At 40.1% G+C, this 24390-nt stretch carries 24 protein-coding genes; 8 read left to right on the forward strand and 16 right to left on the reverse strand.

The genetic code is table 11. The features are described from left to right. Positions 1-137: 137 nt before the first annotated feature. Complete coding sequence (gene typA, locus HMPREF1212_RS19870) at positions 138-1934, reverse strand: translational GTPase TypA (RefSeq protein WP_028726465.1); 1797 nt, start codon at positions 1932-1934, stop codon at positions 138-140. Between the two features lie 171 nt (positions 1935-2105). Between typA and rpsO the strand changes: the two genes are divergently transcribed. The 3 genes from rpsO (at position 2106) to HMPREF1212_RS19885 (ending at position 4779) form a co-directional block, all read left to right on the forward strand. Beyond that, the gene (gene rpsO, locus HMPREF1212_RS19875; protein ID WP_028726466.1) at positions 2106-2375 is read left to right on the forward strand and encodes a 30S ribosomal protein S15; all 270 of its coding nucleotides are present in this window, start codon (positions 2106-2108) and stop codon (positions 2373-2375) included. 150 nt (positions 2376-2525) lie between these two features. Continuing rightward, entirely contained in the window at positions 2526-3110 is a 585-nt protein-coding gene (locus HMPREF1212_RS19880; protein ID WP_028726467.1) for a helix-turn-helix domain-containing protein, read from the forward strand. A 13-nt stretch (positions 3111-3123) separates the two neighbouring features. Continuing rightward, a complete protein-coding gene (locus HMPREF1212_RS19885; RefSeq protein WP_044191427.1) occupies positions 3124-4779 on the forward strand; it encodes an AMP-binding protein in 1656 nt (551 codons plus the stop codon). Between the two features lie 83 nt (positions 4780-4862). Here HMPREF1212_RS19885 and HMPREF1212_RS19890 read toward each other — a convergent pair whose 3' ends face one another. Further along, complete coding sequence (locus HMPREF1212_RS19890) at positions 4863-6926, reverse strand: NHL repeat-containing protein (protein ID WP_046150806.1); 2064 nt, start codon at positions 6924-6926, stop codon at positions 4863-4865. Between the two features lie 107 nt (positions 6927-7033). Here HMPREF1212_RS19890 and ahcY point away from each other — a divergent pair, with 107 nt between their 5' ends. The 5 genes from ahcY (at position 7034) to HMPREF1212_RS19915 (ending at position 11428) form a co-directional block, all read left to right on the forward strand. Further along, positions 7034-8452 (forward strand): adenosylhomocysteinase, encoded by a 1419-nt coding sequence (gene ahcY, locus HMPREF1212_RS19895; RefSeq protein WP_046150807.1) that lies wholly within the window; start codon positions 7034-7036, stop codon positions 8450-8452. A 140-nt stretch (positions 8453-8592) separates the two neighbouring features. Then, entirely contained in the window at positions 8593-9627 is a 1035-nt protein-coding gene (locus tag HMPREF1212_RS19900) for a GHMP family kinase ATP-binding protein (protein WP_046150808.1), read from the forward strand. Next, on the forward strand, positions 9609-10199 hold the full coding sequence (locus HMPREF1212_RS19905) for a D-sedoheptulose-7-phosphate isomerase (RefSeq protein WP_046150809.1): 591 nt from the start codon (positions 9609-9611) through the stop codon (positions 10197-10199). Before HMPREF1212_RS19900 ends, HMPREF1212_RS19905 begins: the two co-directional genes overlap by 19 nt. A 1-nt stretch (position 10200) precedes the next feature. Next, positions 10201-10905 carry a nucleotidyltransferase family protein gene (locus tag HMPREF1212_RS19910; protein ID WP_046150810.1) on the forward strand — a complete coding sequence of 235 codons (705 nt, stop codon included), beginning with the start codon at positions 10201-10203 and terminating at the stop codon, positions 10903-10905. After that, positions 10883-11428, forward strand: coding sequence for a D-glycero-alpha-D-manno-heptose-1,7-bisphosphate 7-phosphatase (locus tag HMPREF1212_RS19915; RefSeq protein ID WP_046150811.1), 546 nt, complete (start codon positions 10883-10885; stop codon positions 11426-11428). Before HMPREF1212_RS19910 ends, HMPREF1212_RS19915 begins: the two co-directional genes overlap by 23 nt. Here HMPREF1212_RS19915 and HMPREF1212_RS19920 read toward each other — a convergent pair. From HMPREF1212_RS19920 to HMPREF1212_RS19980, 14 genes are read right to left on the reverse strand one after another with little or no spacing between them, the layout of a single operon-like run. Further along, positions 11410-12408, reverse strand: coding sequence for a glycosyltransferase (locus tag HMPREF1212_RS19920; RefSeq protein WP_198293301.1), 999 nt, complete (start codon positions 12406-12408; stop codon positions 11410-11412). The two genes, HMPREF1212_RS19915 and HMPREF1212_RS19920, sit on opposite strands and share 19 nt — an antisense overlap. Continuing rightward, a complete protein-coding gene (locus tag HMPREF1212_RS19925) occupies positions 12408-14948 on the reverse strand; it encodes a YfhO family protein (protein ID WP_046150813.1) in 2541 nt (846 codons plus the stop codon). Before HMPREF1212_RS19925 ends, HMPREF1212_RS19920 begins: the two co-directional genes overlap by 1 nt. A gap of 16 nt (positions 14949-14964) precedes the next feature. Then, positions 14965-15723 carry a glycosyltransferase family 2 protein gene (locus HMPREF1212_RS19930; protein ID WP_044191433.1) on the reverse strand — a complete coding sequence of 253 codons (759 nt, stop codon included), beginning with the start codon at positions 15721-15723 and terminating at the stop codon, positions 14965-14967. A gap of 20 nt (positions 15724-15743) precedes the next feature. Next, a complete protein-coding gene (locus tag HMPREF1212_RS19935) occupies positions 15744-16835 on the reverse strand; it encodes a glycosyltransferase (RefSeq protein WP_028726478.1) in 1092 nt (363 codons plus the stop codon). Then, on the reverse strand, positions 16835-17914 hold the full coding sequence (locus HMPREF1212_RS19940) for a DegT/DnrJ/EryC1/StrS family aminotransferase (RefSeq protein WP_028726479.1): 1080 nt from the start codon (positions 17912-17914) through the stop codon (positions 16835-16837). Before HMPREF1212_RS19940 ends, HMPREF1212_RS19935 begins: the two co-directional genes overlap by 1 nt. Then, on the reverse strand, positions 17907-18272 hold the full coding sequence (locus HMPREF1212_RS19945; RefSeq protein WP_028726480.1) for a sugar 3,4-ketoisomerase: 366 nt from the start codon (positions 18270-18272) through the stop codon (positions 17907-17909). Before HMPREF1212_RS19945 ends, HMPREF1212_RS19940 begins: the two co-directional genes overlap by 8 nt. Before the next feature lie 3 nt (positions 18273-18275). After that, positions 18276-19250, reverse strand: a complete 975-nt coding sequence (locus HMPREF1212_RS19950; RefSeq protein WP_046150814.1) for a hypothetical protein — start codon at positions 19248-19250, stop codon at positions 18276-18278. After that, a complete protein-coding gene (locus HMPREF1212_RS26400) occupies positions 19243-19689 on the reverse strand; it encodes a methyltransferase, TIGR04325 family (RefSeq protein WP_157317075.1) in 447 nt (148 codons plus the stop codon). Before HMPREF1212_RS26400 ends, HMPREF1212_RS19950 begins: the two co-directional genes overlap by 8 nt. Before the next feature lie 14 nt (positions 19690-19703). After that, positions 19704-20042 (reverse strand): class I SAM-dependent methyltransferase, encoded by a 339-nt coding sequence (locus HMPREF1212_RS26405; protein ID WP_052725058.1) that lies wholly within the window; start codon positions 20040-20042, stop codon positions 19704-19706. Further along, a complete protein-coding gene (locus HMPREF1212_RS19960; RefSeq protein WP_052725059.1) occupies positions 20039-20926 on the reverse strand; it encodes a glycosyltransferase in 888 nt (295 codons plus the stop codon). Before HMPREF1212_RS19960 ends, HMPREF1212_RS26405 begins: the two co-directional genes overlap by 4 nt. Positions 20927-20928: 2 nt before the next feature. Further along, entirely contained in the window at positions 20929-21804 is an 876-nt protein-coding gene (locus tag HMPREF1212_RS19965; RefSeq protein ID WP_046150816.1) for a glycosyltransferase family 2 protein, read from the reverse strand. 3 nt (positions 21805-21807) lie between these two features. Next, entirely contained in the window at positions 21808-22779 is a 972-nt protein-coding gene (locus HMPREF1212_RS19970) for a glycosyltransferase family 2 protein (RefSeq protein ID WP_052725060.1), read from the reverse strand. A 2-nt stretch (positions 22780-22781) separates the two neighbouring features. Next, a complete protein-coding gene (locus HMPREF1212_RS26410; RefSeq protein WP_052725061.1) occupies positions 22782-23531 on the reverse strand; it encodes a class I SAM-dependent methyltransferase in 750 nt (249 codons plus the stop codon). Positions 23532-23567: 36 nt separating this feature from the next. Beyond that, positions 23568-24389, reverse strand: coding sequence for an O-fucosyltransferase family protein (locus HMPREF1212_RS19980; protein ID WP_052725062.1), 822 nt, complete (start codon positions 24387-24389; stop codon positions 23568-23570). Between the last annotated feature and the right edge of the window lies 1 nt (position 24390).

Here is a 24390-nt window from a genome sequence, read left to right on the forward strand (position 1 = left end):
AAAAGTATCACTCGCTACGCTATAGCGTAGCTGCGCAGGGTATAGGGTAAGCATACAGTCCGTAAAAAGCGTAAGAAACAAAAACGGATGGTTCTTTGCAGAGCCATCCGTTTTCTATTATAGTATATTACTTCTTATTATCTACCCTGACGCTTACGTTCCGTTTCATCCAGAATGATCTTACGCATACGCATATAGTTCGGTGTGATCTCTACATATTCATCTCCTTTGATATACTCCAAAGCATCTTCCAGACTAAATACGATAGGAGGAGCCAATGATACTTTATCATCAGAACCTGAAGCACGCATATTGGTCAGTTTCTTCGACTTCGTTACGTTTACTACCAGGTCACCTTCCTTGGTGTGTTCACCAACCACCTGACCGGCATAAACATCTTCCTGCGGAGAGATGAAGAAACGGCCGCGCGACTGAAGGTTGTTCAACGCATAAGCAAATGCCGTACCTCCTTCCATAGCAATGATCGAGCCGTTGCTACGACGTTCGATCTCCCCTTTCCACGGTTGATATTCGAGGAAACGGTGCGCCATGATCGCTTCACCGGCAGAAGCAGTCAGAACAGCATTGTTCAAACCGATAATACCACGTGAAGGTATATTGAATTCAAGATGCATACGGTCGTTCTTGCTTTCCATCATTGTCATCTCGCCTTTACGCTTCGTTACCATATCGATGATACGGCTGGAAGACTCTTCCGGAAGATTGATAGTCAGCTGTTCAACCGGTTCGCATTTTACTCCGTCAATTTCTTTAATGATTACCTGCGGCTGACCAACCTGCAATTCGTATCCTTCACGACGCATTGTTTCGATCAACACAGACAAGTGAAGTACGCCACGGCCATATACCAACCAAGAGTCGGCCGAATCGGTAGGAACCACACGCAATGCCAGGTTCTTATCCAACTCTTTCTGCAGACGCTCAAAGATATGGCGTGATGTCACGAACTTACCGTCTTTTCCAAAGAACGGAGAGTTGTTGATGGTAAAGAGCATAGACATGGTCGGCTCATCGATCGCGATCGTCGGCAATGCTTCCGGTTCATTTACATCAGCAATTGTTTCACCGATCTCAAACCCTTCGATTCCGATAACAGCACAAATATCACCCGACTGAACTGAAGATACTTTGGTACGTCCCAAACCTTCAAACACATCGACTTCTTTTATTTTTGATTTCACCATCGTTCCGTCACGCTTACACAGCATAACATCCTGACCTTCCTTCAACTCTCCACGGTGAACACGTCCCACAGCGATACGTCCCACATATTTAGAGAAGTCGAGCGAAGTAATCAACATCTGGGGAGTACCTTCCAACACTTTCGGTTCCGGAATATATTCGATAATGGCATCCAGCAACGCCAGAATGTCTTCCTTCGGTTCCTTCCAATCGGTCGACATCCAACCCTGTTTAGCTGAACCATAGATTGTCGGAAAGTCCAACTGTTCTTCCGTTGCATCCAGACTGAACATGAGTTCGAAAACCATTTCCTGCACTTCCGACGGACGGCAGTTCGGTTTGTCTACCTTATTAATAACAACAATCGGCTTCAGCCCCAGTTGAATTGCTTTCTGCAACACGAAACGGGTCTGAGGCATCGGGCCTTCAAACGCATCGACCAAAAGCAGACAGCCATCAGCCATGTTTAATACACGTTCAACTTCACCTCCGAAATCGGCATGCCCCGGAGTATCAATAATATTGATTTTATAATCCTTATAATTAATAGAGACATTCTTGGCTAGGATCGTAATTCCTCGTTCACGTTCCAAGTCATTGTTGTCCATAAACTGATCCGGCTCTGCCTGTCCTTCACGGAAAAGCTTACCGGCTAATAACATCTTATCCACAAGCGTCGTTTTGCCGTGGTCTACGTGCGCGATAATCGCGATGTTTCTGAGTTTTTGCATCGAAGACTAATTTATTGGCTGCAAAAGTACGACAATTTTACGATATGTATGTGATTTTCATGTTGCAAAATATAAAAAAGATACTGAAAACAGTTGTCAAACAAAAAAGTTATGCATATCTTTGTCGCCGCTTAGATAATATAGTATCAATTTATTAAAGTAAAAAGAATCATGCAATTAGATTCAGCAAAGAAAAAAGAATTATTCGAAAAGTACGGCAAATCAGCAACAGACACAGGTTCTGCAGAAAGCCAGATCGCTCTGTTCACAGTTCGTATTTCTCACTTAACAGAACACTTGAAAGCTAATCACAAGGATTACAGCACTGAAAGAGCTCTGAAAATGTTAGTAGGTAAACGTCGTCGTTTACTGGATTATCTGATCAAAGTTGATATCACAAGATACCGTGCTATCATCAAAGAGCTTGGTATCAGAAAATAAGAAACAGCTTCTCCGGAAGTTCGTAAAAGGACAACTCTTTATTGGGTTGTCCTTTTTTTCTTTCAGTAAATTACATGGTAAAATAAAATATTAATGTAAATTTGCGGCGTTTAGTTACAAATTAAAAGATATACTAATAAAATCATACTTATGGGAAACAACAAAATTATCGGAGCCAAGATTAAAAGTATCCGTGATTCTAAACAACTTTCCATCGAAGAAGTGGCCGAACGTTCCGGCCTGAGTGTAGAACAGATCGAACGCATCGAAAGTAATGTAGATTTTCCTTCGCTCGCACCACTCATCAAAATAGCACGGGTACTGGGAGTCCGTCTGGGTACATTCCTCGACGACCAGTCTGAACTCGGCCCGGTAATCTGCCGTAAGAAAGACAGCAACGACTCTAACAGCATCGGTTTCACCAACAATTCGATGGAGAACCGCAAACATATGGAGTATCACTCTCTGTCGCAGGATAAGTCAGGCCGCCATATGGAACCGTTCCTGATCGATGTGGCTCCGTCGGAAGAGGGTGTCGACTTTGTTCTTTCTACCCATGAAGGAGAAGAGTTTATATATGTGCTTGAAGGTATTCTCGAAATAAACTACGGGAAGAACACATATATATTGGAAGAAGGCGATAGCATTTATTACGACTCGATCGTTGCCCACCATGTACATGCGGCTGCTGAAAGTACAGCTAAGATACTCGGAGTCGTTTATACCCCATATTAATTGAAAGAAGGATATGGAAATACAATTGCAAGACAAAACACTGGGGCAATGGTTGGAGCATTGGGCCGAAACCATCCCGGATAAAGAATATCTGGTTTACTCGGATCGCGACCTGCGTTTCACCTGGAAAGAATTCAACAACCGTGTAGACCGGATGGCAAAAGGAATGCTGTCTATCGGAATCGAGCATGGCACACATGTCGGTATCTGGGCAACCAATGTCCCCGACTGGCTGACTTTCCTTTATGCAACTGCCAAGATTGGGGCTGTTGCCGTCACAGTAAATACGAACTACAAGCAGAATGAACTGGAATTCCTGGTAGAGAACGCCGATATTCATACGATGTGTATCACCGACGGTGTCTTCGACGGCAGCTATATCGACATGATGTATGCTATGCTTCCCGAGCTGAAAGAATCACAGCGCGGCTACCTGAAAAGCAAACGTTTCCCGAAACTGAAGAATGTCGTTTATATCGGCCAGGAGAAATATCGCGGTATGTATAACACACCGGAACTGTTATTGCTGGGAGAAAACATCAGCGACGACAAACTGGAAGATGCCAAGAAGCTCGTTACCTGCCACGATGTTGTCAACATGCAATATACTTCCGGCACGACTGGCTTCCCGAAAGGTGTCATGCTGACGCACTATAATATAGCCAACAACGGTCTGCTGACTGGTGAGCATATGAAGTTCACTACCGAAGACAAGCTTTGTTGCTGTGTTCCCCTCTTCCACTGCTTCGGCGTGGTATTGGCTTCCATGAACGTACTGACACATGGTTGCACACAGGTGATGGTCGAAAAGTTCGATCCGCTGGTGGTGCTGGCGTCCATCCACAAAGAAAGATGTACGGCACTTTACGGCGTTCCGACCATGTTTATTGCCGAACTCAACCACCCGATGTTCCCGATGTTCGACCTGACTTCGCTGCGCACCGGTATCATGGCCGGTTCACTGTGCCCGGTGGAACTGATGCGTCAGGTAGAAGAGAAAATGTATATGAAGGTAACCAGTGTATATGGCCTGACGGAAACATCACCCGGTATGACCCATTCCCGTATCGATGATCCGGCAGAAGCACGTCACAATACGGTTGGCCGCGACTTTGAATTTACGGAAGTACGCGTCATCGATCCTGAAACAGGCGAGGAATGTCCGGTTGGCGTACAGGGAGAAATGTGTAACCGTGGTTACAACAACATGAAAGGTTACTATAACAATCCTGCCGCGACTGCCGAGGTGATCGATAAAGAAGGCTTCCTGCATAGCGGCGACCTCGGTATAAAAGACGAAAACGGTTACTACCGTATCACCGGCCGTATCAAGGATATGATCATCCGTGGAGGCGAAAATGTCTACCCGCGTGAGATAGAAGAATTCCTTTATCATCTGGAAGGTGTAAAAGACGTCCAAGTGGCCGCCGTTCCGTCCAAGAAATACGGAGAAGAAGTCGGTGCGTTTATCATCCTGCATGAAGGCGTTACGATGACTGACGATGTGGTAAAAGATTTCTGCCGTGGAAAGATTGCCCGTCATAAGATACCGAAATATATCTTCTTTGTCGACACCTTCCCGATGACGGGTAGCGGAAAGATACAGAAGTTCAAATTGAAAGACCTCAGCCTCAAATTGCTGGCCGAACAAGGTATCACTCCGGTATAAAACAGATGGCTTTTACTTATAAAATAGCCGTTGGCATTGCCCAACGGCTATTTTTATTCAATATACCGACGCGGAATAATTTGCTATAAATCGGTTATAGGAATCGCTTTAATACTTTGAGTTCCACGATCTACCACAAGCAAAGTTCGGCGGGAAACCATTATTTTTTCAGGATTGGTAAAAGAAGCAGTATAGTTTTGCAGCAACTTACCATTAGACGGATCTATTTCCCATAGTTCAGACTGTTTACTATTGATACGTAAAGTTACAAATAATCGATTATCAATAAAAGCCAATGATTGCGGCGCATTTTCGAAACCGAGAGATACGCTGTTATACATGAAGCCACTATTACCTTCCCGTATGTTTTTCGGATCGAAAATATGAATTTCTTTCGTGTTTTGGGCAGTTACATATATGAGGCCCTCTTCGTTAACAGCAATTCCATATGTTCCGGCAGCTTCTTTTAGATTGACACTTCGACTGTAAATAGGAATCCGTCGTGCCGTCCCAGATTGTACGTCGTTTTCCAAAACGACGACCAGTTTACGTTTATCCCGAATCAGGATGCTACCTTGACTGGCTGCCACATCAAAAGCATGCACAGTCTGATAAGCACCTTCTCCCCAAGCCCCGGTTCCGATACATGTTATAAATTCATATGTGGAAGCATCGAACACATCCGTTCGACTTCCTGCATTTGTCACGTATATCTTATTGAAAGAACGGGTTACACCAGTAGGTTCTCCGGCAAAAGTCTCTGCTGTATTGTTATCTGTCCATTTCCGAATACTCCGTATATGGCGGATACCGGAAGAAACGTCAAAGATTTCGAGACTGTAATTGCCGGGAGCACTGTTGGCCACATAGAGTGTATTTTGATACAAGTGAGCGGCTTTAGGTTGAAACGTTTCAACGGTGGCTCCGGGAACATCCAGTACAGAAATGGTAAAGGAAAGCGGAGAACCCTCATTGCCGGCTTTGTCTGTTTCTGTAAAAGGAATACTAAGTCCGCCATCTATGGCATCCAGCTCCGGATCTTCAATGATATAGGCCGAAGCGGTATAGATATTTTTATTCTCTATCAAGTTCTTGTTTCGCCTCGTATGCAAGAAACGACGTGAATAAACCGGCAATTTCTTTTCCCTGGATAGTTGCGAATACACTTTCATACAAACGGTCGGGAATCCCCCTTCCGCCGGATAATAAGTCATATTACCACTGTGTCCGTAGCCGAGACAATGTGCCATTTCGTGATAGGGAGTGTCACTCCCGTTTGCATCGTCGGCATAATGGGTTAGATAAACATATTCACCTAATCCGTAGGTATTTCCTCCTCCCAGTCCTACCACATTTACGACACGTCCGAAACAAAACCCTGAATGATTAGTAATTTGTTTCTTCAAAATGTTGATGTCAACAATGTTTCCATTATTAATCAGTTTTCCCTTCCATTTATCTAACTCCTGTTCAAACAAAGAAGTGGAGAACATTGCCGCCATATTCAGGGACAAGGCTACCGCTTCACGAGCAAGATGCGGACCAAAGCTCCCCCAGTTGGAACCGGAATATTTACCGAACCAGATGTTCCATTTAGGTTTGACATTGATCATGCCCTGATAGACCGGATCGGCAGACTCGATCCTGAACTTAAAATCTTTAGCATTGATCTCGGGAGTTGCCGATACAATCACTTCTTCACCCTCCCGGGTAGAATAGATTTTATCGTTATTGATAAAAGGTATCTTTATCCGGAATTCTTGAAAAGGATGTATATGTGTAAATTCCGCAAATCGCAATTCCTTTTCATATCCTTCTATGGTCGCCCACACAATTACATTTTTGATTCCTCTCGGGCTATAAAAGCGGAAAAGAAATTCCTGGTTTTCAGTTACAGAAATTTGTAAAGGCGCGTTTACACAAAAGCTACGTTGGTTGCGGTTGAAAAGTAAACTATCCGGTTCGCCATCCTGCAAAATATAAGCCGTATTGTCGGAATTATAATCATTTTCTGACATTCGGATAAGACCGTATTTACTTTCCGCCGGCCCATCGTTGTCATTATTGTCCGTACATCCGAAAATGAGAATAAAACCAATAATCACCCCCAATACCCTGGTGATATTATCCCTTAATTTGATACTCATAACTATAAAACCCTATTTGTATTTTCGACCTGCAAAATTATAAATTTATTACAGGTAATTAGCGTGTTCTTCTTATCTTTGCCACACATTCAAAATAATTATTATTTATGTCACAATTATTTCCAACTAATCTGCCTTACAAAGTGGCAGATATGGGTTTGGCAGAATTCGGTCGCAAAGAGATTGAAATCGCCGAACACGAAATGCCGGGATTGATGGCGCTTCGCCAGAAATATGCCGATCAGAAACCTCTGAAAGGTGCCCGTATCACCGGCTCACTGCACATGACAATTCAGACTGCAGTGTTAATCGAAACATTAGTTGCGTTGGGAGCGGATGTACGCTGGGCAAGCTGTAACATCTTCTCTACACAGGATCATGCCGCCGCAGCTATTGCTGCAACAGGTGTTCCCGTTTTTGCCTGGAAAGGTGAAACACTGGAAGAATACTGGTGGTGTACCGATATGGCACTCCGTTTCCCTGACGGAAAAGGCCCGCAGATGATTGTTGACGACGGAGGCGATGCTTCTCTGCTTGTTCACATGGGATATCGCGCTGAAAATGACGCTGAGACGATCAACCGTAAAGGTGGAAACCATGAAGAACAGGTTATTCTGGATACACTGAACAGTATCCTGAAAGAAGATAACCAGCGCTGGCATCGTACGATAGCTGAAATGAAGGGTGTTTCGGAAGAAACGACTACCGGTGTTCACCGTCTGTACCAGATGATGGAGAAAGGCGAACTGCTGGTTCCGGCTATCAATGTGAACGACTCTGTAACAAAATCCAAATTCGATAACCTGTATGGCTGCCGCGAGTCGCTGGCCGACGGTATCAAACGTGCAACCGACGTAATGATTGCAGGTAAAGTGGTAGTCGTTGCCGGATATGGTGACGTAGGTAAAGGTTGTGCCCACTCCATGCGCTCTTACGGAGCCCGCGTGCTGGTGACTGAAATCGACCCGATCTGTGCACTTCAGGCTGCAATGGAAGGATTTGAGGTGACTACGATGGAAGATGCCGTTAAGGAAGGAAATATATTCGTTACGACTACCGGTAACTGTGATATTATCACGATCGGACATATGTCGCAGATGAAGGATCAGGCAATTGTTTGTAACATCGGTCACTTCGACAACGAAATACAGGTAGACAACCTGGTTAACTACCCGAATATCAAGCATACCAACATCAAACCGCAGGTGGATAAATACACATTCCCTACCGGAAATTCTATCTTCCTGCTGGCTGAAGGCCGTTTGGTAAACTTGGGTTGTGCAACAGGCCACCCGTCGTTTGTGATGAGTAACTCATTCACCAACCAGGTATTAGCCCAGATCGATTTGTGGACAATGCCTTACGAAATAGGTGTTTACCGCCTGCCGAAACGCCTGGACGAAGAAGTTGCCCGCCTGCACCTCGAACGCATCGGTGTGAAACTGTCTACGTTGAGCCCGAAACAGGCCGATTATATCGGAGTGCCGGTAGAAGGCCCGTACAAAGCTGATCACTACAGATATTAACAGGCATTCAATCCCGACCGCGATCGACACATCCTCTCGGTCGGGATTGATACCTCATCTCGGTCGCAATTGACACCCTATTACGGTCGCAATCGATATCCTATTACGATCACGAATAAATAAAACTCCTGACAACAGTTATGTTATACCGAAGTAAAGCACCTTTCAGATTGGGTATTGCCGGAGGAGGGACAGATGTATCTCCTTATTCAGACCTCTATGGTGGTGCTATCCTCAACGTTACCGTCAACTTATATGCCCACGCCACTATCCGCCCGCTTAATAACGGGAAGATACGGCTCATCCACATCAACGAAAACATCACGGAGGAGTTCGATGCCGTCAGCCAGCTTCCACTGGAAGGCAGATTGTTGCTACAACGGGGCATCTACAACTCGATCGTTTCGCGGTATAACAACGGAAAACCTCTTTCTTTCGAACTGATCACCCAGATGGATGTGCCTTCCGGTTCCGGCCTCGGCACCTCTTCCACCCTCGTTGTCGCTATTCTCGGAGCATTCACCGAATGGCTGCGACTGCCGCTGGGTAAATACGACATTGCACATTACGCTTACGAAATAGAGCGTATCGACCTCAACATGGCCGGTGGTAAACAAGACCAGTATGCGGCCACCTTCGGAGGTGTCAACTTCATGGAGTTCCTGGAAGACGACAAAGTAATCGTCAATCCGCTCCGTATCAGTGACGATATCCTGCAGGAATGGGCGATGAACACTGTCCTTTTCTATACCGAACAGCAACGTTGCTCCGGAAAGATCATCGAAGAACAGGCCGAGAACGTCAAAAACAACAAAAACGATTCGCTGGAAGCCATGCACAACGTGAAGCATGAGGCTTTCCGCATGAAGAATTGCCTGCTAAGGGACGAACTCATCGAATTGGGAAAAGCCCTGAACACGAGCTGGACGAACAAGAAGAAGATGGCACGCAATATCTCCAACGAATTTATCGATCATATCTACGAAACAGCCATCGCCAACGGTGCCCTGGGAGGAAAGATCTCCGGAGCCGGAGGGGGAGGATTCATGTTTTTCTATTGCCCCGGCAATAGCTGCTATAAAGTGTCCGAAGTATTGGAGAAGATGAATATCGGACATATACAACAATTTGAATTTTGCAAGAAAGGATTGAACACATGGACAGTAAAGGAATAATCAGAAAACGGTTGGAGCAACACCGCGACGTAATCGAGCAGATCTTGTCGGATGAGAAGTTGCAGGACATGATCGCACAGATCACTGAAACGATTGTCACCTGTTTCAAATACGGGGGACGGGTCTATTTCTGCGGAAACGGGGGAAGTGCCGCCGATGCACAACATCTGGCTGCCGAGTTCTCCGGTAAGTTCTATCTGGAACGGGATATCCTGCCGTCCGAAGCATTACACTGTAACTCTTCTTACATCACAGCCGTATCCAACGACCTTAGCTTCGAGATCATCTATTCCCGCCTTATTTCGGGCATAGGGAAAGCCGGTGATGTCCTGATAGGCTTATCCACTTCGGGTAATTCGCCCAATATCGTAAAAGCATTCGAGACGTGCCATGAAAAGGCGATCACGACGGTGGCCTTTACTGGTTCCGACGGGGGACGGATGCGTGAATTATCCAAACTCATCATCAATGTGCCGTCTACCGATACACCGCGCATCCAAGAAGCGCATATCACCATCGGACATATCATTTGCGAGCTGGTAGAAGAAGAAATATTCGGTAAAAAGAAATAAGATGGAATGTATCATACTGGCAGGAGGAATGGGGACACGGCTACAAAGCGTAGTATCGGACGTTCCTAAATGTATGGCGCCGGTGGCCGGACATCCTTTCCTGTATTACCTGATTACTTCCCTGATTGAAGCGGGATTCAACCATATCATCCTTGCCCTGGGATACAAGCATGAAATTATAGAGGAATGGATCGAGGCCAATGCATTCCCCATCCATATATCTACCGTTACGGAAGAGACTCCGCTGGGTACGGGGGGGGCCGTCAGACTGGCTTTATCTAAGGCTGAAACCAACGAAGTATTTGTCTTAAATGGTGATACATTCTTTGGCGTCCGTTATCCGGAGATGTTGAACTTGCATAAGGCTACACAATCGGCGGTTACCGTTGCCCTGAAAAGAATGAAGAAGTTCGACAGATACGGAGTGGTCGATATAGAACAGCCAACCAGCCGTATCCTGCGCTTCAACGAAAAGCAGTATTGCGAATCAGGCCTGATCAACGGAGGTGTATACCTGATCAACCGTCACGAACTGGATAACTTCCCGATAAAGTTCTCACTGGAGAAAGACTTCTTTGAAACGGCTGTTCGTACCTCTACCCTTTCCGGCTATATATCGGAAGGTTACTTTATAGACATCGGTATCCCCGAAGATTACGAACGTGCCCAAACAGACTTTAAAGATGAAAAGTACAAAGCCATATAGCACGTTATTCCTGGATCGCGACGGCGTTATCAACAAACAACGCCCGCATGATTATGTCAAATCACCGGACGAGTTCATCTTCCTTGACGGAGTATTGGAAGCCCTCGAACTTCTTTCCCCCTTGTTCGATCATATCGTGATCGTTACTAATCAACGAGGGGTTGGTAAAGGGGTTATGAGTAGGGAGACATTAGAAGAGATACATGCCTCTATGTTGGCTACGATAGCACTTCACGGAGGAAGAATAGACAAAGTATATGTTTGTACGGCAACCAGCGATTCCCATAAAAGCCGGAAACCGAATATCGGCATGGCTCTTCAGGTTAAACAGGACTTTCCGGACATCGACTTCTCTACCAGTTTTATGGCCGGCGATAGTATAAGCGATATGCTCTTTGCAAAGAATGCAGGGATTACAGGTATTTTTATTGGAAATAAATATGGCCCGGGAGAGATTTCAAAAACACTCTACCAGGCCCATTATTCTGATTTATTAAGTTTCGCTCAGGCTTTTTTCTTGTAATGTTTCTTCAGTTCTGCTTCAACATCGACCTTTTGTTTCAAAATCACCTTACGAACAAACGCATAGATAAAGCCATTACCATATCCGCCTAACTGTATAAAGCTGGTTATAATAGACAGCAACGCGATAGACAAACTCTTATTTACCCACAAAGATTCCAGGAATAATGCCAGGATATATATACCTAAAGGTAACAATGCCCAAAGACAAATAAATGAGGAGATCAGCAGGAACAAAACTCCCAAGACAAAAACAGCAGGGAGCAGATGTACAAATTTCAATGAGTCCGGATGCATCAGATATAAATCCACACGAGCCATACCAAACACATAGACCTGTTTGTAGAAAGATTTCAGACTCACCCGACGCTTATGATAGACATAGGCTTCGGGGAACAACTCTACGGTGAATCCGGCTTTGCGGATACGGGTGCTTAAATCAATGTCCTCTCCGAACATATCCTTAAAACCACCGACCTTCTGATAAACCTCCCGGGAGAATCCCATATTGAACGTACGTGGGACAAACTTCTCCAATCCTTTTTTACTCCCCCGGATACCACCGGTTGTCAGAAAAGAGGTCATCGAATAACTGATAGCTTTCTGCATCAGGGAGAAAGACGAATGTGCCCTATCTGGCCCACCGAAACAATCGGCATTTGTTTCCTTCAGATAGTCTGTTACCTTTTGAAAATAATCGGCAGGAATAATACAATCCGAATCAAAAAAGATCTGGTATTTACCTTCTGCACGCTCCATCCCATAGTTACGGGTCAGGCTTCGTCCGGAGTTCGGCTTAAAGAAATAACGTACATTCAACCTGTCCGCATATTCTTTAACCACCTCATCACACCGAACGACAGAACCATCTTCTATAATTAAAACCTCAAAGTCTTTAAACGTCTGCACCAACAGACTGTCCAACAACTCGCGAACTTCAACCGGACGGTTATATACGGGTATTATGATTGAATAAGAGATCATTTGTCTTTTATATCTGTAGTATTACGAGATTCTTGCCAGTATTTCCAACCAGACCAACCAACTGCAGCTATCAGCAACAACAGGATCAGGAATGAGCTGTAAGACGAGACATAGGCCGCTGTCACATAAGCTTCCGGACGGAACTCAAAAACTATCGTATGCTCTCCTGCCGGAACTAACATTCCCCGCAATATCCAATCTGTACGGAAATGAGGAACCTCTTTTCCATCGATCATAGCTTTCCAACCTGGTTGATAATAGATTTCAGAAAAAACAGCCAGCTGTTCCGAATCGGCTTTAGTCTTATAAGTTAAACGATTGGGACGATATTTTTCAAGAACGATCGTAGCCGTAGAGTCTTTATGCGGTGTAAAACCTTCCAGATCTTTTGCGAAGCGTTTATCGACAACAGCTGTCTCCAACGGATTGATCACATTTAAAGCCTCTATTTCTGCATCCGCATTATCTACTATCTCAACCTTGTCTACAAACCAGGCATTGCCAAAAGCATACGGATTACGAATCGGAGCCTGATCCGGATTATAGATAATATAACGCATGTTCAGCATATTCAAAGAAGGCGACGCAGCCAGAACCGACATTATATCATCAACAGATCGTGCCTTTTGTAAAGCTCCGATTATATTCCGGTACTCTCCATCTAACCGATGGTCGATCAACTCCTGATATCTGCGCAATTTAACAGCATGATATCCTCCAATAGAATGATGGAAATAAGAGACATTTGTATCCTGCCAAGGATTATTCAGACCAAATACACGGAATGACTCATCCATATCTTTAAATATTTCTTTATCGGCAACACTTTCTTTGTATGTTTCCTGTGCAGTTTCTTTCACGTAATTACTATCATTCAGGTAACGACGATCCACACTCCACAAATCAACCAGGATCAGCACAGCCATACCAGCACTCACAAACATAGAAGTCCTGGTTTTATTCTTCGACTTCCAGAACCACACAAGCAATCCGGCTCCCAAAAGAATAAAAATCAAAGAACGTAATGCATCAGCAGAAGCCAACGAAGCACGATCCATCAACAAGGCAGTGTAATACCATTCCGGAACCTGATTCTGGAACTGGGCATCATAAAGCGAATGGAAGTTCAATAATAAGGAAGGCATTAACCAAAGTATCAAACAAATACCACCGGTTATTCCCAGCGACCAAAGAAAACTCTTTTTTAAACGTGCCTCTTCAATCTTTTCTGTCAAAATTTCTCTCAATCCCCAGATACCGACAAGAGGGAACACCAATCCCGGTATTACCAATGCCATCTCCACAGTACGGAACTTATTATATAAAGGCAAATAGTGGAACATGATATCATTAAAGGCATCAAAATTCCTACCTAAAGCCAGGAACGTCAAAAAGACAGAGCCTCCTAACAGCCACCATTTCATCTGATTACGGATCACAAACATACCCAGGACAAACAAGAAACAAACCAACGCCCCGAAATAAACCGGCCCGGAAGTAAACGGCTTATCCCCCCAGTAAGTATAAGTTTGTACTTCCTTCCCCACTTGTGCCCCATTCTTCTTAAGTTCTTTGTATAATTCAGAAGAACTATCCAAAGTTCCTCCGGAGCCACCTCCATATACGTCGGGAACCATAACCGTCAGCAACTCTTTCCAGCCATAACTCCATTGGAAAGCATAGTCTTTATCCAGCCCTGTAGAAGCTTTCTCTACTTTTCCTGTTTCATCAGCTTTGGGGGTCAGCTCAGAAGCTCCACGGATGGAGTGTTGACCCAAATCCCAGTTTGAATACATATGTTTGGCGTTGGGTAGCACGGCCAGAATAACACAAGCAGCCATAATCAAAGATGTTTTCATCCACTCTCCGTAGGCCTTTTCTTTAAACATCTTTATCGCATATCCCAAATAGATGAATAAACAAAGTAGTACTAAATAGTAGGTAATCTGGATGTGTCCGTTATATAAAGAAAACGCAACGCCAAGAAGGAACAACACAGCTCCCCACAACCATTTACGTTTGAATAACAGGAACATTCCAGCTAAAGTAACAGGCATATACCCAATCACATAAGCCTTTACTATATGCCCTGCTTCAATGATAATAATATTATAAGATGCAAAGGCGAAAGCAATAGCCCCGGCAATTGCTAACCACCAGTTTACCCCCATGATGCACATCAAAAGATAAAAACAAACCAGGCCTACAAAAACCATCGCAGCATCTCCATATCCTACTGTTTTCAGCCAACTATCCACTATACTGTAAGAAGGTAACTCCGGAGCCGGATTTCCATATCCGGGACCATAAGGCATACCCGAAAACATTGCATCCGACCAAACGCTAAATTCTCCAGGCTCGGCCGTTTTTGCATATTTATCAGCTTGGCTTCCTCCCATACCCGTAGCTTTTATATTATCCCCCTGCATGATGACCTTACCATCAAATACAGCCGGAGAGAAATAAGCCATTACTAACCCTAAAAACAAGATAAGGGCAGCGATATGCTTACCCACATTTTTCATAATACTATGCATATTATATATTATTTGTTTATACTCTTCCTTTAAACCATTTGGCCGCGTAAAAACGTATAGCGAACCATATATGAAACAGCGATGTCGACACTATTCCATAATACTGACACATAATATCGTACCTCTCCTTTAATGACGCTTTTCTTTGTGTTGTACTCACGCCACCATCCAAAAAATTAGAGAGAACCATTCGTGTATTATATATTCTCCGTGCATTTTTCATACACCGAATACACCATTCGAAATCAGCCGAATAACGGTATTTTAAATCATATAACGGAGCAATAGTACGTTTTGTTATAAACGACTGATGACAAACTAACATCCCCATCCTGAAACTTTTCCATGTAAGTTTCTCGGGAGCCTTCAATCTCCGTTTCCCCAATGATTTACCATCTTCATCAACAATAAAGGTTTCCCCATATATAATATCAGGCAGAATTTTCTTTTTCTGTACCAATGAGGCAACTCGCTGTACGGTATCTGAAGTATACAAAGAATCCCCTGCATTTATAAACCAGACATAATCTCCAGTCGCTTTTTGAAGCCCCTTGTTCATCGCATCATAAATACCTTTATCCGGTTCACTGACCCAATAAGATATACCAGAAGCATATTGTTTTATTATATCCACTGTTCCATCTGTCGAACCTCCGTCAATAACAATATACTCTATATTTGAGTACGACTGGCTCAGCACATTAAGAATAGTCTGCTCCACCCAGCGGGAAGCATTATATGTGATTGTTATAATTGAAAAAAGAGGTTGTTGCATATTCATTAATGAAAAAGAAACTATAAATTAATCATTGCCAACAAACGTTCGGCAACTTTCCGGGGTGTATAATTTTCTAAAACAAACTCCCGACCATTCGTAGCAATCTCCCCTAAGACCGACGATTCATCAAGACTTTTTGCATCCTGGCTTAAGAGCTTATCTAATCGATCCACGTTTTTAATATCTATACCAATATAATGCTTACCATTCTCCGGCATTACAGGTAATACACATCCGTATTTTTCCAAATCCACATGAATTACACAAGCTGCAGCAGCCCAAGCTTCCCACAAACGCCAGGAATCCCATTGACGAACTCTATCCCATTCATAAATATTCAAGACTCCATTTATTTCACGTGCAATTTTAGCAGTATATTTATTATAATTACCCACAGGAATAGCAAAAACCCCTCCGTAACAAGCACAAGCCATACTCGATGACAGTTTCTTGTAGTATTCAGGATAATGCCTTGCACCGGTCTGCTTCCAGTATAAAAGATCATCTCCCTCCAGTCCCTCATTAGAGAAAGCATCACACGATGTGTTCCAAATCATATACTTTGAAAAAACAGGAGCAACCAAATTCCCGACAAAATCTCTTAATTGATGCTTTGCTCTAAAATTTACCAGAACCTGAGGGACACGTTCCTTATAAGGTAAAGGAGATACAGCTTTTAATATTCTATTACAAAGACCAAACTGCCAAGGATGGAAATTTTGAGGATATTTGTATAGTTTATTATAATGCGACTTCAAAACAATATCACACGAACGGCCGCCTTTTCTAAATCCTGGAGTACGTAGGCCATCACTGTCATCCAGAAAAACCGTAATATATTTTCTCGGTTTCTTATTCAACCGGATTAACGTTTCGTCAGCTTGAGGATCCCGCTCATATATAGTATAATGGATAATTACAATATCAGCATCAGAGAGGGAGTGCTTGTCATCATATTTTATTAAAAAATCTTTTCCAATGCCAGTAAGGCAATTGGAAAAGTCTGAATAGCATGCTATTCCCATTTCTGTAAATCCTTCTGCAAGGCAAACACAGGAATGATAAATAACATCTCCCAAGTTCTTACCCCAATAAAAATAAGCCTCCATCAGAATTTATTTATCGTCTCTACTACTTTATAAATATCATCTTCCGTATGACCGAATGAAATAGGGAGGCTCAATGTCGTTCTATGGATTTCTTCCGATATGGGATATTCTCCAATAATAATTCCTTCCATAGCTTTCTGCTTATTCGGAGGGATCGGATAATGAATATCTGTTTTAATGTCATTTTTCAGAAGATATTCTTTTAACTCATCCCGTTTTGGATGACGTATATTAAAGATATGGTATACATCAAAATAGTCTGAAGAAACCGACGGTTTTATAAAATCATCTTTTAATTCTTTCAGATATATTGCTGCCAAATCTCTCTTATGCCGATTAATCTTATCAAGATATTTAAGCTTTACACTTAATAAGCCTGCCTGAATTTCATCCAAACGAGAGTTATAACCTATATAATCATTCTGATATTTAATTTTAGACCCGTAATTTCTTAAAGCCATAAACAGATCTTTCTTTTCCTGATCATTCGTTGTAATAGCCCCCGCATCTCCTAAAGCACCTAAGTTCTTAGTCGGATAAAAAGAAAAAGCCCCGATACCAAAAGTTCCGACTTTCTGCCCTTTATACATTGCTCCATGAGCCTGTGCACAATCTTCAATAACGGGTAACTTATATTTGCCGGCGATCTGCATAATAGGTTCCATATCACATGCCTTCCCATACAAATGAACAACCATGATCGCCTTGGTATTCTTTGTTATCTTTTCCTCTATTTTGAGAGGATCGATATTGTATGTATGGATATCCGGCTCTACCAACACTGGCTTAAGACCACATTGAAGAATAGATAGGATAGTTGCGATATAGGTATTCGAAGGGACAAGTACTTCACTTCCTGCAGGAAAATCATAACAACGTAAAGCCAGCATTAAAGCATCCAGTCCAGAGGCAACCCCTATACAATGTTTTGTTCCGCAGTATTGCGCGAATGCCTCTTCAAATGTTGCAACCTGTTTACCAAGAATATACCAACCACTATTCAGTAACTCTCTAAAACATTGCACATATTCATCTTCGAAAGATTTATTCAATCTCCCTAAACTTTCATATTCAATCATAAGGTTCGTAGATATAATCATTTGAATCAAAAAACTCAGATGCTATAACCATAAGGATAGCATCCTTACTGAAATGATGCATGATATGCCAGTCTGCCGGTTCCAATATCAGGCATTTATGGGGAGAATCCAAGACAAAGACTTGTTTCTCTTTCCCTGTATTATTGGATATTGTACAATGACCTTGCAGACAAATTGCCGCCTGTACTGTCTTATGATGACGATGACCACCTCTCTCTGAATCATCAACACCATATATATAGAATATTCGTTTCATATCAAACGGTAATACTTTTTCTATTACAGTCAGATTTCCACGATCATCTGTAAACGTCTTCAAATCTATGATATGAGCCATATTTTAGTTCTCATGTAATAATTTAATATATTTTTTTTCCTTCAGTCCGCGACGAACAAGAAGCTCTAGCAGATACTTATAATATTTCCATCCATGCAAATATAACTCAGAAGTTTGTATCGCAGGGTAATTAATTCTTATTTGTTTGATTTCTTTCACATATGGCTTGAAAAGCAAAACGATTGAAGTTTCGTTTCTTTCATAATAAGGCCGGGGAGAGAAATAGTCCGGAGTAACAAAGACAAAAGAGTGAAAATGAAAAAAGATTACAGGAAATCTTTTATTTGTTTTCAGTTCGCGCCCTCTTATGCAATCATTCAACTGTTCAAACTCATATTGTTGCATATTCCAAGGGGCTACTCCGCCCCCCAAATTTCGGGAGACATAAACACCTTCAAAACGCTCAGGCCAATCATCCAGATATTTCTGATCTCCAAAACGTCCTTCTTCAAATCGATTATAGCACCAATCCAAACAAGCATTACGCCACCATTCAAGTACAACTCGTCCTTCTTGATTATTTTTAAAGGTGACAAATTGAACACAATAGATTCCGGTTTTCTCACTCTGATCATATTCCGGAGTATAGCGATGAGGCGTTATCAATACAGAATTATCTCCCATCTCATCCAATAAGACCTGAGGGGAAGAAAAAAAGTACAAATCCGAATCCAGATAAGTACAATGATCCACTTTATAATTATTAAGTACGTATAGAATCGTTGAAGAAGAACATGTCCAACAATATTCCGCTCGAGTACGGGTAGGTTTCACCTTCAATAACTCTTCGTCTTCAAACTCAGATAGAGAAATCACTGTAGCATTTACTAACTGCAACGATTTCAGGATCGAATAGCACTTATCATTAAAAGCAAATATATATAAATGGAAATCTTTACAATGTTGACTCAGCGAATTATACATTGCTAAACCTCTTGAAAGATAGACAGAGTCAAAAAGAGTACAAAAATTAAGCATTTTCTTTATATTTAAAAACAAGGCCTTTATATTTTGAAGGTATATTAACCTTATCTAATGCATCAAAATCATACATTAGTTCATATCCATTATCTTCAAAAAACTTAACAAAAGATCTCCACGCAAAAAAGCGACAAGGATATGAAGCCTTATAAATAGAGTTCGGAACCTTCTGGACAGTAATTCGCTCTTTATCGTTCAATGTAAATCCTGTTCTATCTATAATTATAAACTTAATCTTATAACTAAATACCTCTTCTAATATATTATAAGGAGTTTCTAAATATGGAAGGACACTGGAAAATAATACAGTATTTATTTTTTCTTTAGCACTAAATACACATTCCTCTACAGAATTATAAAACTTCAATGTCTCATTTTCAAAATACAATTTTCCTTCTTTTACAAAGTTGGGCTGTTCAACTACATTCCATTTCAAAGAATACAAGCCTTCTAAAAAAAACGATTCTGATAATAAGTACTACCTAAAGAACCACCAAAGTCTATTATATTCAAAGAATTATTATGCAAACTTGCTATAAATAATAATGACGAAACTAGCTCCCAAGAATATTTTACTTCATTGAAAAGTACAGAATCTCTTTCATAAGCAGCTTCTCCTTTTACTACTTTAAGTAAAGAATCCTTTACTTGATCTACTATATTATCGCATTCATAACCTGTTGTTAACTTTTTAGCAGCACCCCAAGTTGCAAAGTTGCCATACCAGCCATAGCCTTTCAGCAGAATAAATAATTTCGCCGGCATTTTTTGAATCAGGATTTCTTTCATTTAATCATTCTTTTTATAAATGAGCGAAGCTTTGCTATCTTCATCGTATATCTAAAATAATAAGTAAAAATCTTTTTTGCGGACAAAGTCTGTTCAATTGGAATTTTAGATATATTTATGGGCCTATCAAGTAATTGAACATCAAATATAGAATTAGTGTCACAATGGGTTCCACTTCCATCCATTCCTATTTGAGAAACTAACGAAGTCCCTGGATACAGAGTCAGTCTATTATTCAAAAAAGCAGAAGCATACCAACGAATAGCCCAAGAGTTATTATTTCCCTTGACTTGCTCCCTAAGCATTTTATAATATGGATAAGATCCTTCAAAATCAAATTCTTTCTTCAGATTATGCTTGTTTATCCTATCAAGTAAGAGCTTTCCATCTGGACAAAACAAATCCCATCCACGCTTCCATGTAGCCCATCCCCAACAATCAGCACCTTTTATAAAAAAGGTTTCAGGTAGTCTTTGTTTTACCGGATATACATATCCATGAATACAAATAACCTGTTCTTCTTTTTCATAAAAATCAAGTGCTTCATTCATGTATTTAAGAAAATAGGGAGAAACAACTAAGTCATCTTCCAGAACAATTACTTTTCCATATTGATTAACAACAGATGTAACGCCATCAATGATATTTCTCGCTAAACCGAAATTTTCCAAACGTTCAATGATTTTTATAGATTTAAAACCTGAAACTGTACTTAAATACCGCCGTACCAATTGAACATCCTGAACGGCATTATCATTTTTAGATGCATCCGAATAAATAATTAAATCAGTATCCGAAGCATACTCATTTTTCAACAAGGCTTTTACCACTTGTTGAGTATGATTAACGCGATTATAAGTAAATAGAACAATAGGAGATCTCACATTTATTTCTTTTGATAAAAGTTTCCCAGTAGAAAATCTATAAAACCGCTACAGACAGCTTTACATAAAGCTGTCTGTCCCTGTAAAACAAGTTTTACTAACAATATCGAATTTATCACAAACAACTGATACCCAATAGATAAAAATCGTGTTATACCTTTCAAATTTCTTTTATACAATAAAAGTCTATTTCGAGTATTATAATAATAAATTAAAGGAGATCCTTTTCCTGTGCTTTGGCTACCTATATGATACACAACTGAATTAGGTTCATACCAAATAGAATATCCTTTTCTATTCACATGCAATGATAAATCTATTTCCTCCGAATACAGAAAATATATATCAGGCCACCCTCCTACACAATCCAAAAGATCTCTTTTTATCATTAATGCAGCTCCATGAGCTAAAGAAACTTCTTGCAAAGTATGAAGTCCATTTTCAGGATCGCCATTCAAATAATGTATTTTTAATAAAAAATGTCCTATTGGCTTACAACCTCCATAACATAAAGAGCCATTTGTATTCAATATTTGAGGAGACACTATACCCACCTTCTCTTTTTGAGAAAAAATATCTAACAACGGAGTTATGAAATCAGAAGAAATTATGAGATCATTATTTAAAAACAACAAATAATCTCCTTTAGAATATTTGACACCCAGATTATTTCCTCCTGAAAATCCTAAATTCACATCACTCCTAACAGCTTTAATCTGAGAAAATTCCTGTTGCAATAATTCAGCTTCATTTTCTTTAGAGCCATTATCCACAACAATCATTTCATACTCAATATCTACAATATTGTTATATAAAGAATTTAGCAAATTCCTCGTATCAACAATTCCATTATAATTTACAGTAATAATTGAGATCATAAATTATGACAATAACATATGAAGCTTAAGAAATATTATCTTTATCCAATATGGAGATTTAGATAATAAATAGCTTAAATACAAAACCCCGCTATTATTTAAATAAAAAACATTGAGTTGCTTGCCCAAATAAGCATTAATATATTTTTCATAATCATACAAATCAGAAATTGCTCTTTCTGAAACACTCACACGTAGCCAAAAGAGTTTTTTAAGAACTTTCCTCTTCAGTTGAATAGATAATTTACTTTTTTTCAACAAAATCAATTGATCAACAAATATATCATACCATTGTTCGAATACTTTTATCGACCACAAATTCCCTGTTGTTGAAGAGGTTGCTCTCAATATATAAGAATATGTAATATCAGGAATTATACTATAAGACCTGGCATGTAATAGTACTTGAAATGTAAAATAATTATCTTCAATCGTTTGATTATCTACACATGCTATATTGAATTTTTTCAAAAAATCCAAATCATATAATTTATTCCAAGTATAAACAGGAAAGCGCCCATCAAAAAAACTCAATATTATACTCTCCTTATTTATCTCTACAGTTTGCTGCATACTGCAATCTATTGTATTGATAGGAGTTATTTTCTTATATGAACCACTAACAACATCGACTTTTGTACGATAAATCTCTTCATACAACTTATATATACAGTCTGAAGATATCTCGTCATCACTATCCATAAAATAAAGAAATCTTCCTTTTGCATTTTTTATTGCAGTATTTTTAGTTGCGCCTGTACCTCGATTACAATCATGCTCTATTATCCTAACATATCTACCTCGAGGATGTTTTAATATAATATCCTTTACTATCTCTATAGAATTATCATTTCCTTTATCATCAACAATAATAAACTCCAGGTTTTCATACGATTGATTTAATGCAGAAAGTAATGCTCTCTCTACACACTTTTCCACATTATATATAGGCATTGAAATCGTTATAAGATCCATACTTATTCTTTTTTCTTCCCTACGAAAATATAATTTAAAGTATACTTACTAGAGTCTTTATGCTTATTGTCTAAAAATAAAAATAAATTATTACACAACAGAGACATAGATCGCCTTAATAAAGTGAAGAACTTCCGCTTAAACAAAGCGGAAGTTGGATTATGCTTAATCCAACAGATCTGTAATAATAACTGTCCTAAAACAGCCCATTTTCCTCCATTAGCAATCTCCTCTACAATATCAAAACCGCTTTTTTCTAATAATGCTCTAAAGCCATATCTTGTAAAACGATAATAATCATAAGGTACCTCATGCATTTCCCAAACAAAATTACTACTTACAATAAAAAATCCTCCGGGCTTAAGAAGACGATTTGCCTCTTTAAAGACCTTTATATGATCAAATATATGTTCAATAACCTGAGTACAAATAACAATATCGTAAGAAGAAGAAGAGGCAGGGATATTTGTTGCATCACAAATTATATCAACTTTATTATCAGAAGATTGAACAACATCACTTCCAATATACATTGCCGGAATATCATTTTTCAATAATGATCGTATATATTGTTCAAAAGGTTTATTTCCACAACCAATATCAAAAACAAAATTATTTTTACAAATGTATTTATCAAGTACACCTTTCATATCAGTCAAATAACATTTGTAATAAATGTACTCCCTACTATATTTTGAAGGTATTTCAATATTTGATAAACGCATCAGAGCAATCTCTCTCTTATTATCCATCACTTTCTACTTTATTCATAAATCTACTTACTAAAATCAAACAGATAAGATAGTACAATCTATTTTTGAAATATCTGCTGCCAAAGTTGAATATGTACTAGCAAAAGAACCGTATATTTTTTTGGTAGAGGACAAGAGATATAATTCAATAATAGCATCTGTTATGCCTTCAAGAGAATCTCTTTTTTGTACGCAATCTAAAAAATAGATTCTGTCAAGAAAAATATTTTTAAGTTTCTCTTTTTCTTCTTTAGAGTCAGAAGCTACATAAAATTTCACATCAGGATTATCTTCAATGGACTTATACATAGAATCAATATATAAATCCAGAGGACTCTTACCTATAGATAAGGCATTATCAGTCCTACGAATATGTACACCTATCACATTTTCACCAAATGAAGACTTTAAATGTTCAATTTTTTTTCTTATATACAAATTAGGCCGCAAATAGTGCAACATACTATCCTTTGAATAAATAGGATAAAATGCAACTAAATAAGAATTACCTCCTTTTTTCAATTTTTGAAAACAAGAGACTTCCTCATTATAAGCATCTTTCTCAAGCAATATTTGATCAAATATTGCTTGTTGCCATAACCATGGCAACCACAAATTCTTTTTTCTTGGCCTATCATAAATATAATGGTACCATTTAGCATCTATTATTTCGATATTTGATTTATTTACATCTTCAGATAGTTCAAAAAGAGAGTGGAAATCAGCCCCCATTCCTTTATCTTTGAACCAAATCACTTTAAGCTTTAAATTATAATCCTGACAAAATGCTATCGCTGAAGTTATCGCATAAAATCGATTGGCTAATCCCCCAATAGGCACTAAAGTTAATGTCTTCATA

It is taken from the genome of Parabacteroides sp. HGS0025, from assembly GCF_000969845.1.
Taxonomy (GTDB): domain Bacteria; phylum Bacteroidota; class Bacteroidia; order Bacteroidales; family Tannerellaceae; genus Parabacteroides; species Parabacteroides gordonii.

What these genes read in the sequence shown, in the direction of transcription:
- typA (WP_028726465.1), bottom strand. Translation starts at nt 1,934, where the DNA reads ATGCAAAAACTCAGAAACATCGCGATTATCGCGCACGTAGACCACGGC.
- rpsO (WP_028726466.1), top strand. Translation starts at nt 2,106, where the DNA reads ATGCAATTAGATTCAGCAAAGAAAAAAGAATTATTCGAAAAGTACGGC.
- HMPREF1212_RS19880 (WP_028726467.1), top strand. Translation starts at nt 2,526, where the DNA reads ATGGGAAACAACAAAATTATCGGAGCCAAGATTAAAAGTATCCGTGAT.
- HMPREF1212_RS19885 (WP_044191427.1), top strand. Translation starts at nt 3,124, where the DNA reads ATGGAAATACAATTGCAAGACAAAACACTGGGGCAATGGTTGGAGCAT.
- HMPREF1212_RS19890 (WP_046150806.1), bottom strand. Translation starts at nt 6,926, where the DNA reads ATGAGTATCAAATTAAGGGATAATATCACCAGGGTATTGGGGGTGATT.
- ahcY (WP_046150807.1), top strand. Translation starts at nt 7,034, where the DNA reads ATGTCACAATTATTTCCAACTAATCTGCCTTACAAAGTGGCAGATATG.
- HMPREF1212_RS19900 (WP_046150808.1), top strand. Translation starts at nt 8,593, where the DNA reads ATGTTATACCGAAGTAAAGCACCTTTCAGATTGGGTATTGCCGGAGGA.
- HMPREF1212_RS19905 (WP_046150809.1), top strand. Translation starts at nt 9,609, where the DNA reads ATGGACAGTAAAGGAATAATCAGAAAACGGTTGGAGCAACACCGCGAC.
- HMPREF1212_RS19910 (WP_046150810.1), top strand. Translation starts at nt 10,201, where the DNA reads ATGGAATGTATCATACTGGCAGGAGGAATGGGGACACGGCTACAAAGC.
- HMPREF1212_RS19915 (WP_046150811.1), top strand. Translation starts at nt 10,883, where the DNA reads ATGAAAAGTACAAAGCCATATAGCACGTTATTCCTGGATCGCGACGGC.
- HMPREF1212_RS19925 (WP_046150813.1), bottom strand. Translation starts at nt 14,948, where the DNA reads ATGCATAGTATTATGAAAAATGTGGGTAAGCATATCGCTGCCCTTATC.
- HMPREF1212_RS19930 (WP_044191433.1), bottom strand. Translation starts at nt 15,723, where the DNA reads ATGCAACAACCTCTTTTTTCAATTATAACAATCACATATAATGCTTCC.
- HMPREF1212_RS19935 (WP_028726478.1), bottom strand. Translation starts at nt 16,835, where the DNA reads ATGGAGGCTTATTTTTATTGGGGTAAGAACTTGGGAGATGTTATTTAT.
- HMPREF1212_RS19940 (WP_028726479.1), bottom strand. Translation starts at nt 17,914, where the DNA reads ATGATTGAATATGAAAGTTTAGGGAGATTGAATAAATCTTTCGAAGAT.
- HMPREF1212_RS19945 (WP_028726480.1), bottom strand. Translation starts at nt 18,272, where the DNA reads ATGGCTCATATCATAGATTTGAAGACGTTTACAGATGATCGTGGAAAT.
- HMPREF1212_RS19950 (WP_046150814.1), bottom strand. Translation starts at nt 19,250, where the DNA reads ATGCTTAATTTTTGTACTCTTTTTGACTCTGTCTATCTTTCAAGAGGT.
- HMPREF1212_RS26405 (WP_052725058.1), bottom strand. Translation starts at nt 20,042, where the DNA reads ATGAAAGAAATCCTGATTCAAAAAATGCCGGCGAAATTATTTATTCTG.
- HMPREF1212_RS19965 (WP_046150816.1), bottom strand. Translation starts at nt 21,804, where the DNA reads ATGATCTCAATTATTACTGTAAATTATAATGGAATTGTTGATACGAGG.
- HMPREF1212_RS19970 (WP_052725060.1), bottom strand. Translation starts at nt 22,779, where the DNA reads ATGGATCTTATAACGATTTCAATGCCTATATATAATGTGGAAAAGTGT.
- HMPREF1212_RS26410 (WP_052725061.1), bottom strand. Translation starts at nt 23,531, where the DNA reads ATGGATAATAAGAGAGAGATTGCTCTGATGCGTTTATCAAATATTGAA.
- HMPREF1212_RS19980 (WP_052725062.1), bottom strand. Translation starts at nt 24,389, where the DNA reads ATGAAGACATTAACTTTAGTGCCTATTGGGGGATTAGCCAATCGATTT.